The sequence below is a fragment of the Pseudanabaena yagii GIHE-NHR1 genome (assembly GCF_012863495.1).
Lineage (GTDB): Bacteria > Cyanobacteriota > Cyanobacteriia > Pseudanabaenales > Pseudanabaenaceae > Pseudanabaena > Pseudanabaena yagii.
Genome location: NZ_JAAVJL010000003.1, coordinates 300,088 through 315,709 on the forward strand (window position 1 = coordinate 300,088; position 15,622 = coordinate 315,709).

Below are 15,622 nucleotides of genomic sequence, written 5' to 3' on the forward strand. Positions count from 1 at the left end.
TATTGTGTTGACAAGCTCACCATTGATGTTTTGTAAATGCCCCGAATTATTTTCTCATCACCAGATTGGTGACATTGGCTAAACATTGTGCTGCGGCAACTGGATTGTACTGAGCCATAATTTGTCTAGAGCGATCGCCCATAGAAGCAATTAGTTCTGGATGATCTAAGAAGTTTTGAATTAGATCAGCTAACTTATTATGGTCATCTGGTGTAAATACATAGCCATTCTCGCCATCAATAATCAGTTCTGAAGTGCCCGCACCTTGAGAGCAAAGAATTGGTTTACCTAACAACATAGCTTCTAAAGTAACTACACCCCAAGTATCTTCCAATGTGGGGAATACAAAAATATCTGCATTGCGAAAATAGCTACCAATAAGATCATAGGCAACTCTTCCTGTCCATTGCACGCGATCGCTGAGATTATGTTCCTTGCAAAAGGCTTCTAATTCCTCACGTTGCTCACCATCTCCTACTACTAGAAGAGTGTAGTGGTTATAGCCTCTTTCTTGTAATACTGCAAAAGCTTGGAGAAGTAGTGGTAAACCCTTACGAGGAACTACTTGACCAACAAATATGAAGACAGGACGTTGGTCTGACGAGATATCTAACTCAAAACCTTCAACATAACTGGGAAGAGTACGCTCATCTGGTATTTCATAAGGTTGCACAAAAACCTTGTCCTTGTTAGCATTCAGTATTTCAATTAAGTAGTTTCCTCCTGTTTGGCTATTACTGATGTAGGCATCAGCCATCCAAACCATTAGTCTTCTCACGAATAACCTAATTGGCGAGTTGCGATAATCAACTCCTGGGGAACTTCCCTCATAAGCAATGATGACTCGCCACCAGAGAAACGGTTTTAGCAGCAAAGCTATAATTGTCCAAATACCAAATGAACTCGAAAATATAACCTTTGGTTTTAGTTTAATCAAATGATTGACAATTTTTAGCGATAAATTTGTGAAATTATTTCCATAATTACTGTTGTTTTTAGTAATCTCAATTACCTGAAACTTGCCTACAATCTCAATTTTGAACGTCCCTTCTAAGTTCCTAGCAAATCCAGGAAAAAGTCCTGTAAATACTGTCGTTTCAGGAAATAAACTAGTAAATTCACTTAAGACAGGTTGCCAATAAAACCATGCCACAGGAAGAAGCCACGCAATACGAAAACTGTCAACATTCTGCATTTTTCAGTAGTAATAATAAATAACTAAGTTGTAACAACAGATACAGCAATGGCGGTCAAAAATTAGAGTTTTGATTTAAAAAACTAGTAAATCCTAACATTGGGTATGGAGAAAACTAATTTAAGGAGATATCTAATATCATAATCCTGATAAGTAGCGAGGAAGAACTCTTCTATCATATTTTTTACTATTCTAACCTGATTGATTCGACACAGTAATATAGGCAATATTAACCTAGATGAATCAGTCTAAGAAATGGATACTACTACGGTTTAAGAAATATGTAAAAATTCTCATGGCTTTAATATCCGACATAAAGGGGAATATGCTTACCACTACCTGAGTAGTTTGGCAGACTGCGATCAAGCAGATTACGTGTGATCCTACCTTTTATTTCTCTCACATAAGTTGTGTAATTGAAACCATTACCGTAATTAATTTCTCCTAAAGTAATTGAAATAGAAGACTCATTATTGATGAACATAGGATAAATTTGAGTGCCATCAGGTGCAGGCGTGGTCGTATAAGCTAAACCGCCCAATAGTTCAGTTCTACCAGTATTTTTAGTGTCAATGAGCGTGCCTCCTCGTTCAGTTTTTAGTCCAAAAATCCAAAGATTACCACCATTATTTGTAATGTGAGTACCAGCATTTTCTACATTAAACTGTCTAGCCCAAATATTTTGTTTCCCAAATTGCCAATTACCACCTCCGACATCCTCAATAAATACATCACCAGGTCCTGTCATATCTCCTCTAATGTCAAGTAGATTTTTTAAAACTACAGTCCGTGAAGAAGCATTATCAACTGTTAGGGGAAAATCATAGCCATTTGCGATCCTTTCAATGACAACAACTTGGCTAGTCCCGTCAACTACCTTCAACTTCGCATCCTTGCTAATCGCTCTAACTCTACCTTCAGTTCCTAAAATTCGTCGTACATTATTGCGAATCAGAACCGTTCCCTGAATTTCAAATGTGCCTCCTGCAGGGAAATAAACAGTTGTCTTGCCAGAGTCGATCGCTGCTTGAATGGCAGATGTATCATCTTTCCCATCATTGGGAATTGCTCCGTAAGTAACAACATTTGCCCAGGGAGTTTGAACTGGATCATCCCAAGGAACATCAGGAGTCTCCTTAATCGGCAAATTCAGAGTTTTTAACGGAGAGTCAGACAATCTAACGACAGAACCAGTTACAAATTCAGATACCTTTGGTGCATTTACCCCATTTTTGCCGCTTTCAATGGCTACCCTATAACCTGACGTATTGATATTGCGAGCTAACATGCGATCTCCATTACCAATTGCAGGTTGAGATGATGCTTTACCCACGCCATTTAACGAGGAGTCAATGATTGTCATTTGCCCAAGCTTATTGTTAATTACGGGTACTGCATTGTAACTAGTCAAATTACGAATATTAATTACTTGACCGTAATTTAAAAAACCATAAACACTTTGATTTTCTAAATGGATATCCTCAAAAGTTTGGCTATTGACAGTACTAGAAGTCATAATGCCATACTGAAATCCTTTGACTGTTAATCCTTTGATCAAAAGTGGTCCAATCTCATCGGCAAAATCCATATCAAGACCGATCACCCCACGACCATCCCTAGATTGTATAGTTACATAACGCATCGTCCCTTGATTACTAGCATTAAACTGAATTCCACTAGCACCTAGATTTCCCGCACCTATATCCACCGTCAAATTTCTAATTGAATTCCCAAAGCGCTGTGCAGGAGCGGGACCTGTGAAGATAACAGCTTTTGGTGTATTGGGATCAGTAAAACCAGTAGCTCTATCTTTGAGCTTTATAATTACTCCCTTCTCACTTTGTCCTTGGAGAATGATATTTTTGTAATCATTACCTGTACCTGCTGTGCCACTAGCCCAATTTAAAGTCTTAGAAACTAAGTAGGTTCCATTTGGTAAGTAAATAATTCGCTTACCATTAGGATATGCATTCAGAGCTGTTTGGATCGCATTAGTATCATCAGTCACGCCATCTCCTTTAGCTCCATACTTGCTCTTAACATTAATAACACCCGCATCATCAGGAAAAGTAATATTTTCAGCCGATGCGCTTCTAATATTTAATATAGAAGAACAACCTGTGGTAATTACTGGAACTGCTGATAAGACAATTAATAAGAAGAAATCCTGCATAACCATCTGCAAACCAGACAAATTCAATTGTTGTAATGTAAATGGCTCTTTAGGAATTATTTGCCGATGCATATTAGGAACCTGATGCTCAAGTCAAGTAATTGATGAAGTCAATACGATGTTAAGAGTAATTAATTACCTATTTAAACTTGACGATTGTTCTCCCCAACCTGTATACCATATATATTGATCCTGACGCGTAAATAGCCAATTCAACCAAGTAACTAGAAGGATAATAGTCCCAAGTACAGGTATATTGGCTAAGCTAACAATCTTTGCCTTACGTTGCATAGAAGGAGTTTTATTACTCAAACTATTTGAACGAATACGATAGCGTAAAAGCATTTTAGGACATCTTGCCTTGCTCACAATCCCACTTGTACGGCTCCACCATTCACCACTTTCTTCTTGGCTTAAAGAAAAAGGAGCTTCAGTGAATGGATGTTGTTTCATAATTTCCGTTTTTACCATCCATGAAGATGGCATTGGAATATAGCGTGCAGGGGCAAGCGCACGTATTTCACCTTTTTCGTTGGTTAAGTAATGATCAGCGCCAACAAAGTCACATCCAGTAGCTTTAGCATGATTAAGTTGGATTAGTGTTTTTCCATTACACCAAACATCATCACCATCGCAATATGCGACCCAAGGCATACGAACATGATTTAAGGCTTTATTACGAACAGCCCCTAATGGAACTAGGGGAAGTCGAATTACTTCTAGTCTTGGATCGGAGACTAAAGAATTAAGTGTTGCATCAATCCAGTTGTTATTCTCTTCAATGCAAAGAACTATTTGACCAATAGCTAAATCTGAAAGAATGGACTCAATGGTGTCTCGTACAAACGGTTTTTCAGCGTCAGTCATGGCGGTAACGATCGCGGCTACTTCAAACTGAGTACCACTTTGATTATTGTCGCTCATATTTGTTCCTCTATAATTCAGCGCTCTGTTTTATTAAATGTTATATTTTTAGTGCTTACGCAAAAACTCCTTGAAGCTCTCATTTTATCGTAGTAGGAGCAATTCATGAATTGCTCCTAAATTTTGCTAGCAATTCTCATTATGAAAAATGAGATCTTTGAAACCCTTATACAAAGAGGCTTGAACAATTATTTATAATCTCGGAAATCGCTGAAAGTCTATAGACTCGTTCCATAATGAGAAATGAGAATTGCTGAGATTTTGCTTTAAGTGGTCTGTTAGTCTTAATGCAAATGCCACAATCATGAAGGTGGAATTTGCTTGTCCAGAAGTAACAAAAATAGAACTACTTGCTACAAATAAATTTTCCACCCCATGAACATTGCAGTTAGTTCCCACTACACCATCCTTAGGATTTGCTGACATTCTAGTAGTTCCAACTTGATGAAATCCATCTCCTGCCTTTTCCCAAACACTAGCTTCAGGATCATCAGTTACATACTTTAAATAACCACAGTTGTGTTTTCTTAAATGCTGATCCCAATATTTATGGGCTTGAACTACACCATCAATATCTTGCTGTGTAAATTGCAGATTAATATTGAGCTTTCTCATGCCTAACACATCACGTTCATCGGATAGGCTCACATTACTATTAATGTTAGGTACTTGCTCACTGTGATAATGTAGAGGATACTCGTTAGCAGCACTATATACAAATAATGCTGGAATTTTTCGTTTGGCAATATATCTACTGTAGCCAAAACTAGGAACAAAGGTAAGAGTTTGAGCGAAATCCCTCAAGACATTTCTTACATGCGCCCAATATATTCCTTGATCTTCCTTCCCGATCGCTGCTTTTCGCATCGCCGTTGAGGTTAAGTAGTTTTTGAGAATAGGCATAGTCAAGGCGAGGTATGCCGAAGATAAAATGCCGTTTTGATGAGATGGATCGCCAAACTTCGGAGATCCTAACCAAGCCACGATGTTTGGAATCTGCTTTTCATTTAAAAACTCACGAGTGAATGAGAAGCGACGACGTACATAGATGTTATCTGGATCGCGATCAAATCCATATACGGTATCTTTGGGTGGTGTTGTGAAATGGATAGCAGCAATATCACCTGAAAGATGTCCCATATAGAACTTTCCTAAGAGACCACTATGGTTACCAATACCTCCATGATGTTTGCTATCGGAAGCAAGTAGTAAACGCGTTGTATTTACAGCACCGCCTGCTAGGACATACTTTTGGCATTTAATGTAAACAGTCTTACCACCTATAGTCTTGCCTTGGATTAACTCAACGCGATCAGCTTGATCGTTAGTAAAAATTTCAGTACAAGTTAATCCATAAACTAGTTTTATTCTTGGAGATTGTTTTAAGTCATTAAAATATTCTTTGCCAAAATTGGTAGGGAGTGACCAGCGCTCTAATGTGGATGTTAAGACTTCGGTATCAGGTAATTTAGGGACAATCGATTTCTGCTCGATATTAGGAATATTCTTGATATTAAATTCTGATTTACCGCAAAAGAAATAGTCAGAAGCCCTTTGAAAGTAACCTTCAAGCTCTTCATAGGTTACCGGCCAATCAGATTTTGGGATATAGTCGCGTTTATCAAAATCTATTGGATCGTAAGGGACGCATCGCCCACCCCAGATGATCGAAGTTCCGCCCAGTTGCCGCCTTGTGCATTCCGACATTGGGGCATGCAAATTGGGATCGAAATAGCTCGGTTCAGCAAGATTTTGGATGTCCTCGGAAAAGTCTAAACGTCCACTCTCTATTAAAGCAACTTCAAATCCTGCTTTGGCTAACTCTAGGGCTACCACAATACCAGCAGGCCCTGAGCCAACTACCGCAACATCTGAATTCAAAATAGTCAGATTTTCAAGACTTTCGGCATCAATGAACATTCTGATTGTACCTTTAGTTAAATATCCAGTTAATTTAAAATGTTTTGCTTTACAAATCCTTGTTTCACGTAGATATCTTACCCCCTAGATTCAACATTAATTTATCTAAAAGTTATGAAAAAGTTATCTCTTAAAGTTATCGAATTAATACAGTTGACTAAATGTTTACTGCTTTAACGTCGGAGGTCTTTGATATCTGAAACATCCTTCATTAGAAGCATTGAGCTGTTTATCATGTTTGAACTCCCAGTAACACTTATAGAGCCAGCTTTATTTTTATTCAACTGTAATAATTCTTATAAAATCAAAATCTTAAATCGCTAATGTCCAATGTTTTCGATATAGGTAGTAAGCAAATAACCACCAAAATGCGAGAGTGCTTAAGCTAAAAAGAAATCCCGCAGTAGTGGGTTCAGCCCAGCTTAAAAACAAATGTTCTTCTAGCCAGTTATAGGTGGATTGAGCACTATTATCCGAGCCTACGTGTGTCTTTTCCAAAAGCTTAATCATTAATGAAGAACTGACATATACAAAGATAGAGTTTAATCCCAAAACCTTAGCTGGATAACTCCAACGATAGTATTTTCGTACTTCAATCAACTCAAAGCATACTGCTAATAGAATCAACGCAATTCCAACAGTAAACATAGCATAGGAGCTAGTCCATAATTTTTTATTAATTGGCATCCAGACATTCCAAATTTGTCCTAATGCCATGCAACAAATACCGAATAGTACAAGTGTCATGCTCTGATAGGAGCTAAGTAATTTTTTAACTTCTACTTCTGCATGAAGCCAAGCTCCAGCAAAATATCCCATCAGGACGATCGCGATCGAATTTATCATCCCAACCCAACTCATGAAGCCAAAAGTGCCCACCTCACCGTGAGGCATTCCATTAGCTACATATTTTGGTTCAGGGACAGGGAAAGCTGCGTAGGCAATCGCATATCCGATCAATAGCAATACTGTTACTCCCCATTGAGCTTTACGAGGCAATTTGAGGACGATTAAAGCGGTAGCTATATAGGATAAACTAATCCTCTGCAGTACTCCAGATATTTCAAATTTACCCCACTCATAAGTCCAAAAGCCATTAATCGCTAATCCTAAAACAAACAAGATGACACTGCGCCTAAGTAATCGCCAATACAAGGCTCTTCTTGGTTTATGGTCTTGTCTATATCTAGAGAGCGAAAATGCCATAGACACGCCAACGATAAATAGGAAGAAGGGAAATACCCAATCTGCCAAGGTACAACCATTCCAATAAGAATGGGATAACCAAGGATGAACTGACGGAGCCAAATCAGCGACATTGACGAGAATCATTGCAGCGATTGTGATGCCACGAAAAGCGTCTAGGGACTGTAGACGCAGAGATTGATTATGATTTTGAGGTTTCATAAACCAGCTCTTTAGCAATTTCAGAAGTTTGTTGCTTAGTGATTACTTTAGTCAGAAAGTATTTACGAATTATCTCAACATTTTTCTCCACTTCACGACGGGAATAGCGAGGATAAGTTGGCAAATAAATTAGTTCTTTTTCTACTTTCTTGGCGTTGGGACAATCGCGATAAAATTCGGCAAATTGCTCTGAATCAGCAGCGCTAGTGAAGTGTCCAGCTCCTACATGGCGACCTTGCTCAATCATAAATTTGATCAAATCCTCTCTCTGAGCATAGAGCATGGGGAACCAAAGATAGGTATGAGAACCATCATCGCGTGATGGAGGTAATACCAATCCTTCAATATCTTTTAGACCCTCATGATAAATATGGGCATATTCGATTCTCGTCTTGATATCACGATCAACGTTATTCAATTGTGATAAGCCAATTCGCGCTTGAAATGAAGTGTACTGAGATTTATAAATCTCAGGTAATTCCTTGCCAGGCTTGCTGGTCTGTGGCTTTCTCCGAACCTTGCTATTAATAAACTCAATATCATGGAGATAGCTAAATCTGATAATCGGATAGGTGAATAGTTGAAAGATTAGAGGTAGACTAGCCAGATCTTGGATCAAACCTTTTTTAACCTTTTGAGCGATTCCAGGGAGAGGAGGATAGGAAAAGTTTTTTAATTCAGCACGAATCTTATCAACTACATCTTGGCGATCAGAAACTATAAGTCCGCCTAACCATGTAGGGATGTTTTTGTGCATTTCAAAGCTGAACACACCAACATCACCAATTGTGCCAACTGGTTTTCCATCCTCTTTTACACCAAAGGATTGGGCGGCATCTTCAATCATTGGGATGCTAAAGCGATCGCAGATTTCTTTAATTCGATGCGCTTCAGCCGCAAGACCATGTAGGTGTGTAATTAGAACGGCTCCTGTGTTTGGGGTAATGAGACGCTCTACTTCAGATGCCGAGATATTACAAGTTTGATGATCAACATCCGCAAATACAGGGCGACCTCCCGCAAAGATTACCATATTGATCACATCAACAATGGTGTAGGGAGAAAGAATGACTTCTTGTCCTGGTTTGATTAGAGCTTTAACAGCGAGGTATATTCCTAAACGGCATTGATAAACACATAATGCATATTCAGTCCCAAATCTTTCGGCAAGTACTTTCTCAAAGGTATCAATTTTTTTGCTGTCTTTCTGAAATTGACCAATCAAGTTAAAGCTCAAAAATTCTAGGTAGCTGTTTAAATTTGTATATAACCGATTCTTAGGATTAGGACCAAAATTTAACATGTGTAGATTTCCTTAGTAAAGTACAGAATCTTGAAAAAATCAGGAATTGGGTTTTATAGAAAAAGGCAAAGTAATTAAGACAATTACGAAACCCTATACAAATTGTGCTGAACTAAATAGAACAGGTCTTTGAGGTTAACTCTTGTTCAAAGATTAAGACTAGTTCAACAAAGCTACATTAATAGATCTTCCTTCATTAATGCTTGAACTGTTACAATAATAACAATTGTTCATAAATTAGCTGTATAACCAAGTTATACAAAAGGTATAGTTTGGTTATATATAGCAATGTAAGTTTTGCTTAGAAGGTATTTATAAAATAATTGTTAAGCTAATGAATAGCCCTATCTACAAAGGCTTTAAGCATTAACTGGCAATTTGCTGGAAACTTAGTCCAAATATTTATACAGCAATGGGTTTAGTCAAATTAATATTTGAATTTACAAATACCTTCTAGGACATAAAAACCAAATAAGTGAAGGCGGCCGCCTTCACTTATTTGGTTTTTGATTTGTTCTAGCTATCTCTTACATTGCTATAGCTGCCTTAAATTTTAATGATGAGCTATAGCAGTACAAATTTTTCCTAGAGTGTAAAAACTAAAATAGGAATGGTGATGCGTCTCATTCTCATGCCTATTAACTCAAGGATTGATGTAATGATGTATCACTTAGCGAATCATTGATTTTAGCTGGATTTCTACTGCTTGACCTGAGGAATTTCTTTTGACTCCTTAGATTCTTTTGGTAAAATCTCCACCTTTAATTGAGTTCCATTTGGGAATGAGGAACCTAACTTTATATCTAGAGATTCACCTTTAATTTGGACATTTATTTGCTTACCATCCCAATTCCAGTCAACAAGGTTACCATCAAGCAGTTGATTTTTGATACTGATCGATTTATTCAGCCAATCTTTAGGAATACCTGCCCCAATGATTAAAGTTGGTGTATTTGTTGAACGATTAACATAACTCAACATGTCTAATTGCAGTAGTAGCATCTCAGCAGATGTCCAGTAATGGGGTGTCAGTTGGGTTGGGTTAACTCTACCGCGCAAACGCTGCCATTGAGAAAAACTCTTGGGTAACGCTCTATCACTGGGATCATCGCGATCGCTCGCCCAAGTATATAAACCTGATGATGCTTGATTTTGCCAAATCCATTTCAGTGCTTGCCATAGTCGGTCTGGCTGATCGAGCATCACCCATTGATGGGCTTCAGCAATATTAGCTTGCATTGATGGGGTGCTTGGACGAAATGCTCCAGTCTTATCTCGTAAACCTTCCCAACGTTTTTGAAATACTTGGTTAAGTGCATTGCGATCTCCTTCAGCAATACCACTGGGCCAAAGTCCATCGGTAAAGGCAGAAAATTCAGGTTGGGGAGCTTTTGATTTTGGTTGCTGAGGGGCTGATTGCGTAGATATAGGATTATCTTTTTGCCAAACTGCTTTTAACTTTTCGGCTTGCAATCGCCATAGTTTCGCAGACTCAGATTGCTTGAGGCGATCAGCTAAAGTAGCTGCATCAAGCAAAGCGCGATAACTAATTACATTAGCTGAAGGATCAATATTAATAGCATTAGGAACGTTTTCCATTTTTCCTGATGAAAGATCAACCCTCACCAATTCAGAGTTTTCGGCGAAGGGGAACTTAGCTGCGCTTAAGATCGGATAACCGGGGCGATTGGTAGCTAACATATCACCGATCAACTTGGCTTTGCGCTGAATATGTGACCATAACCAGCGATCATAGTCAGGCTGCTTGAGGGCGATCGCTACTTCTTCGAGCGCCCAAATCCCTAGTGCAGGAATATCGGCTTCAGGAAGGGTACTATTAATGAAATCATTTTCAGCAAAATAGGGAGATAGTTGCTTAGCTAAATCGAGTTGCCCTGCACGCGCTAGAGCGACCATTTGATAAGCGCCATCACGGAACCGCGATAGGGGATAGCTAACGGGATCGGTTGGGTAGGTGCGGTTTCCAACAATTCCCATCGTGAGATGTGCGATCTGAGATTTTAAGCTATCTACAAATTGGGGATCTGGTAAATCTAGGACGAGATTAGATGTGAGTGCGGTCGATGGCGTTTCTATATCAGCGATCGCCTGATTATCTTCAATGAGCACACTTGCATTGTCACTAGGATTAAGCTCAATGCGAGCATATCCCCAACCATGAGGGTCTTGCCATTGCGAACGGTTAGATTGCTCACGACTCCATCCTGATGTACTTTCACTACCTAGATATACCTTTGCCTGTTTAGGAATATCTTTAATTACCCAGCGATCGCTAATCAGCAGACGATTACCGTTCCAATCAAGGGAGGGAATGGCGGCTCCTGCGGGACCAACACTACGAATTGCGATAACTAGGCGATCGTCAGCACTAGTTAAGGATTTGAGATTAAGTTGCCAAATTCCTGCTTTGGGTAATGACCAAGATGCTTCGTAGTATTTAGTTTTTGTAAGGATTTTTGGTGCTTTTTGCGGGGCAAAATCGGTGAATTGCTGTTGAATTTCATTGACGGGAAGGCGATCGCTAGTTGTTTTGATATTTCCTTGGCGATCGACAACCCAAATCGAAACCCCGAAGCTGCCTGCCTGTGGACTAAAACTGCCACCGATATCATGAAAAGATTTATTGGTCGTAGAGCTGGTGGGACTTGCCAATACGACATGCCCTGCGTTACGCAAACCAAAATCGTCAGGACGTAGCTTTATTTGGGCTTCCACTTGCTGCTGGGGCGTGCCATAATTCCAAAGGTTCGCTGCAATAGTAGTAAACTGAGTGCGGTTATTGATCCCAGCACTGACAATCAGAATCACTGCGAGGATTAGACTGATTATTCGTAGGCGAGTTAGCAGACTAAAAGCAACAACGGTCAGTAATAAAGGGATGAAATGCAACGAGTAGATAAATGTTTCATCAGCACCATAGATGCTATGCATTCCAAGCTGAGCTAATAGCGTCAATCCCAGCACAATCCGTAGCTTGTTATGCTGCTTGATTGTCGCAAATGCCCATAAGCCCAAGCCCAATAAGGCAGTCCAACTGACGATAGCAGCAGTTCCCCACAAACTGCCTGATGCTGGAGCCAAAAGATTAGCCTCTATCTTTATCCAGTCAGGACGAATTGCAAAATCCCCAAACTGAGTGGCTGGCATGACCATCGTTTGGTAGAAGAAAGCACTTAGGAAAGATAAAATACCACCACTAGGCGTAGCAATAAACTTCTTCTCACCAATAAAAGTCCCTGGCTGAAACGGAAATCCAGAATTGGTAAATACAATCCGTTGCAAAATCCATAACCCTGTCGCTAGCAGTAAAGAACCGACAAAAATCTGGATTGCTTTTTTCCAGCGATTATTTACCAACGTTGCCAAAATGCCCACCATTGAGTTAGTAATGGTAATACTCACCGTGATCACATTAATGGCAATATACCAAGCCCCTGTAAACGGACGAAATTGAGCCAGAGTAACAAAAGCTAAACCTAAAATGAAGGTTAGAGAGGCGAGAGGAAATGACTCAGGAATAATCAGCCAAAAGATCGAAGCCGCACTTACTGCACCAACTAGACTCAGTAAGGTAGCATCCAGCCGATAGCAACCCATGATTCTAAACAAGGCGTAAAGCGCACCGATCCAAAATGTAGAGACACCAACAGCCACGAGTCTAGCGGCAGCAAGAGGATCGAGATGAAATAGTTTGCCCGTCAGAAAGACTAGGGGGAAAACGATGAGAGGGAATAGCGGATGTTTGTTATTGCGACCAAAATCACTATTCAGGCTGGTGAGATTACCAAAAACAGTGGGGATATCTCCACCAAACCAGACATCTTGTGCGTATAAATCAGTAAAAAGAGGTGTAGGAAGCTTATAAGTACCAATATAGGTTGAAATAGCGATCGCGATCGCTAGTCCTACTATTATGAGAATATCAATTCGATACTGGCGAATAAAGTTTGCTAATGGTGGAGCAAAGTTAAAATTAATTGCTTTTAGTTTGTTCATTTTTACCTGAAGTTACTCTCGCATCCTAATCTTTTTAGCAGGTATCCCACCAACAATAGAATAGGGTTCTACACTTTTCGTGACAACTGCTCCAGCCCCGATCACCGAGCCTTTACCAATTGTACATCCGTCTAGAATGGTTGCACCTGCTCCAATCCAAACATCATCTTCAATGATGATTCCTTTTAAGGTGGGAGTCTGCTGCCTAAATGGAATATTACGATCTTGTAATCCATAGTTAACAGGAACAATAGTTACCTGTGGACCAATCAAGCAACCATTACCAATAATCAGATCTCCATGTCCATAAAGAACCGTGAATGAGTTTACAAAAGATGAATGTCCAATCTGAATCTTGCCACCATAGGTTCGGAGGATAGCAAATGAGCTAATTAGAGTATTGTCGCCAATAGTAATTGTGGATTTATCTCCTTCAGATGGATCTGCTTCCAGTGACGCATATTTGCCGACATTGACATTATTGCCAATAAAAATTTTTTTCTTATTACCACGTATATCTGCCAATATACTTACATCAGCAGATTTACCAATCGCACCTAATCGAGATCTTTGGTATTGCCAAAAAAGCCACTTCAAAATCAATTTGGGCTTCATAAAACCACATCTTTGTTTGTAATTTTCATTAAATACTATATTTTATATTCAGAGCAAGTTTTTTAGAAAAATCTTAACCTTAAATAGGATTAAAGATATTTGCCTAACAGATTATTATATAAATGTCTTTGACCATTTATATCTTCTAAAAATCCAAGACAATAAAACTGATAATCCTAGAATTATCAGAAAGTTTATAATAATTTGTAATAAGAGTATGGAAGTAAAAATAGTATCAAAATTAAATGCCCCTTTAAATATAAAGAAAACATGGAATCCATAAATACCTAGGGAATACTTTGAAATAAATTTAATAAGTCTAGGTGCTTGATACTTTGATAAGATAGCAAGATATAATAGAAGCCAAGAACCAAAAACAAGAGAAAGTCTCATGTAGTGATCTAAAGGCGATTGATCGACCTGAACAAGAAAATGACTACTTGTAAGAACCCACTCCAAAACGAAAAATATTAATGATAAGCAAAACAATATAGTTAGTTTGATTTTTAACCATTTGTTGAGCTTATTTAACTTTCCCTCTTGATATTCTTGTGTAGTAATTATTGGTGTAAATATATAGGGTAGAAAATTCAAAGGATTATAGTCCCAATGAATAATATTATTAATAACTTTGATATAAGTCCCTTGCAATCCTATATAATTGCTAATTGATTCAATCGATGAAAAAACAAATATTAGTGTAGACGAAAGAAATAGTAGAGAGTAATTGATAATTAATTTGGTTGATCTCTTTTCACGTCTACTAATAAATGAATTTAAAATTGCAGCAAGAGTAGTTAGAAAAATCAAAGAGAAGAAGAAAAAATATGGTGTATTATTACCACTAACTATAAATTCGCCGAAAAGCTTAACTGATGATGTAGCTCTCTGTATTGCTTCAAGTTTACCTACAAATAGGATGTCGAAAATGGTGATTGCTCCTACCCAAAATGCATAAAGGGATATCAGCTTAGGTAGACGAGTTTTGATGAAATAGCTAATTCCTAAATTTGTACTTTTGTAATAGAAGAGGAAAAGAGAAATTTGAAGAAATACTGGAACTGCTAAAGCACCAAACATTCCACTTAATATATATGCACTTAAAGCATAAGTCCAACTATTTGCTATCAGAATTTCTGGGATATGGAAAACTTTTGTTTTATATGCAACTATAGCGATCGCAAAAATAGCCCGAAGGAAGTCAAATCCTTCAAATTTTTGTAGCTTGTCTGTAGTTGGATTTTCTGCAACTAAGCTTGATTGATAGCTCATAATAAATATGTTTTGAGTTTACAAAAACAAAAAATACACAAGAAATCTAAAAAATTGACTATCTATTTAGACAAATTAAATAGCTGATAAATTAATTATATAGTAATCCTAAATAGTTTGTGGAAGCACAACCCGAAGGGTTGTACTTCCACAAACCCAAAAATCTACAAATGATTTAGGACTGCTATAGCAATGTAAGGTTTACTTAGGACATAAAACCAAAATAAGTGAAGGCGGCACTTCGTGCCGCCTTCACTTATTTTGGTTTTGATTTGTCCTAGCTATCTCTTACACTGCTATATATGTAATTAACTGAAATTCAATAAATTTGTTTCTTGCTATTTTTTTGAACTTATTTCTTTGAAAATATAAACTTTACTAATTCCATAGGTCACTATAGAAGCAATTAATGACGCAATTATAAAAGCAATAGTATCTCGAAACTGAGCTAGTATAGTTATTGGGAATAGGAGATAACGAATTAATAGAGAAAACACAATTGTGACTCCCATGCCTAATAGTTGTACAACTGTATAGTAAGAAAATTTATATTTAAATGAACGAGTTTTCTTTTTGTTGTCTTTGAATGTAAATCTACTTTGCAAAAAATAACTTAGGATAGTGCCAACTACATACACAATAGCAATAGACATGACATATTCCCAAGCAGAACCATATAAGAACCTGCCAATAAAATCACGTAGAACAATAGTTACTAAAGTTACAAAACCACCTACTATAAAGTAGATAGGGTATCTAGAAAATATATTAAAAAATTTGCTTTTCATTATTTATT

The 15,622-nt window shown here is 38.0% G+C and carries 10 protein-coding genes; all 10 read right to left on the minus strand.

The features are described from left to right. Window positions 1-46 precede the first annotated feature (46 nt). The 10 genes from HC246_RS21590 to HC246_RS21635 all read right to left on the minus strand — a co-directional run bounded on the left by HC246_RS21590 (window position 47) and on the right by HC246_RS21635 (window position 15,614). Window positions 47-1,195 (minus strand): glycosyltransferase family 4 protein, encoded by a 1,149-nt coding sequence (locus tag HC246_RS21590; RefSeq protein WP_169365488.1) that lies wholly within the window; start codon window positions 1,193-1,195, stop codon window positions 47-49. A gap of 301 nt (window positions 1,196-1,496) precedes the next feature. Further along, a complete protein-coding gene (locus HC246_RS21595; protein WP_225903077.1) occupies window positions 1,497-3,440 on the minus strand; it encodes a glycoside hydrolase family 55 protein in 1,944 nt (647 codons plus the stop codon). 63 nt (window positions 3,441-3,503) lie between these two features. Next, window positions 3,504-4,292, minus strand: coding sequence for a glycosyltransferase (locus HC246_RS21600; protein WP_169365489.1), 789 nt, complete (start codon window positions 4,290-4,292; stop codon window positions 3,504-3,506). Between the two features lie 192 nt (window positions 4,293-4,484). Further along, window positions 4,485-6,212, minus strand: a complete 1,728-nt coding sequence (locus tag HC246_RS21605; protein ID WP_169365490.1) for a GMC oxidoreductase — start codon at window positions 6,210-6,212, stop codon at window positions 4,485-4,487. Between the two features lie 312 nt (window positions 6,213-6,524). Next, window positions 6,525-7,619, minus strand: coding sequence for an acyltransferase family protein (locus HC246_RS21610; protein ID WP_211167901.1), 1,095 nt, complete (start codon window positions 7,617-7,619; stop codon window positions 6,525-6,527). Further along, window positions 7,600-8,922, minus strand: a complete 1,323-nt coding sequence (locus HC246_RS21615; protein ID WP_169365491.1) for a DegT/DnrJ/EryC1/StrS family aminotransferase — start codon at window positions 8,920-8,922, stop codon at window positions 7,600-7,602. The genes HC246_RS21610 and HC246_RS21615 overlap by 20 nt, the downstream gene beginning before the upstream one ends. A gap of 699 nt (window positions 8,923-9,621) precedes the next feature. Next, the gene (locus HC246_RS21620) at window positions 9,622-12,939 is read right to left on the minus strand and encodes a hypothetical protein (RefSeq protein ID WP_169365492.1); all 3,318 of its coding nucleotides are present in this window, start codon (window positions 12,937-12,939) and stop codon (window positions 9,622-9,624) included. 12 nt (window positions 12,940-12,951) lie between these two features. Next, the gene (locus HC246_RS26765; RefSeq protein WP_169365493.1) at window positions 12,952-13,554 is read right to left on the minus strand and encodes an acyltransferase; all 603 of its coding nucleotides are present in this window, start codon (window positions 13,552-13,554) and stop codon (window positions 12,952-12,954) included. A gap of 114 nt (window positions 13,555-13,668) precedes the next feature. Then, window positions 13,669-14,826: an acyltransferase family protein gene (locus tag HC246_RS21630; protein ID WP_169365494.1), complete on the minus strand. Its 1,158-nt coding sequence runs from the start codon at window positions 14,824-14,826 to the stop codon at window positions 13,669-13,671. A gap of 338 nt (window positions 14,827-15,164) precedes the next feature. Beyond that, a complete protein-coding gene (locus tag HC246_RS21635) occupies window positions 15,165-15,614 on the minus strand; it encodes a GtrA family protein (RefSeq protein WP_169365495.1) in 450 nt (149 codons plus the stop codon). Window positions 15,615-15,622 lie beyond the last annotated feature (8 nt).

Bases quoted from the DNA above. Each gene is read 5' to 3' on its own strand.
- HC246_RS21600 (WP_169365489.1), bottom strand. From the start codon at position 4,292: ATGAGCGACAATAATCAAAGTGGTACTCAGTTTGAAGTAGCCGCGATC.
- HC246_RS21630 (WP_169365494.1), bottom strand. From the start codon at position 14,826: ATGAGCTATCAATCAAGCTTAGTTGCAGAAAATCCAACTACAGACAAG.
- HC246_RS21590 (WP_169365488.1), bottom strand. From the start codon at position 1,195: ATGCAGAATGTTGACAGTTTTCGTATTGCGTGGCTTCTTCCTGTGGCA.
- HC246_RS21615 (WP_169365491.1), bottom strand. From the start codon at position 8,922: ATGTTAAATTTTGGTCCTAATCCTAAGAATCGGTTATATACAAATTTA.
- HC246_RS21620 (WP_169365492.1), bottom strand. From the start codon at position 12,939: ATGAACAAACTAAAAGCAATTAATTTTAACTTTGCTCCACCATTAGCA.
- HC246_RS21595 (WP_225903077.1), bottom strand. From the start codon at position 3,440: ATGCATCGGCAAATAATTCCTAAAGAGCCATTTACATTACAACAATTG.
- HC246_RS21635 (WP_169365495.1), bottom strand. From the start codon at position 15,614: ATGAAAAGCAAATTTTTTAATATATTTTCTAGATACCCTATCTACTTT.
- HC246_RS21605 (WP_169365490.1), bottom strand. From the start codon at position 6,212: ATGTTCATTGATGCCGAAAGTCTTGAAAATCTGACTATTTTGAATTCA.
- HC246_RS21610 (WP_211167901.1), bottom strand. From the start codon at position 7,619: ATGAAACCTCAAAATCATAATCAATCTCTGCGTCTACAGTCCCTAGAC.
- HC246_RS26765 (WP_169365493.1), bottom strand. From the start codon at position 13,554: ATGAAGCCCAAATTGATTTTGAAGTGGCTTTTTTGGCAATACCAAAGA.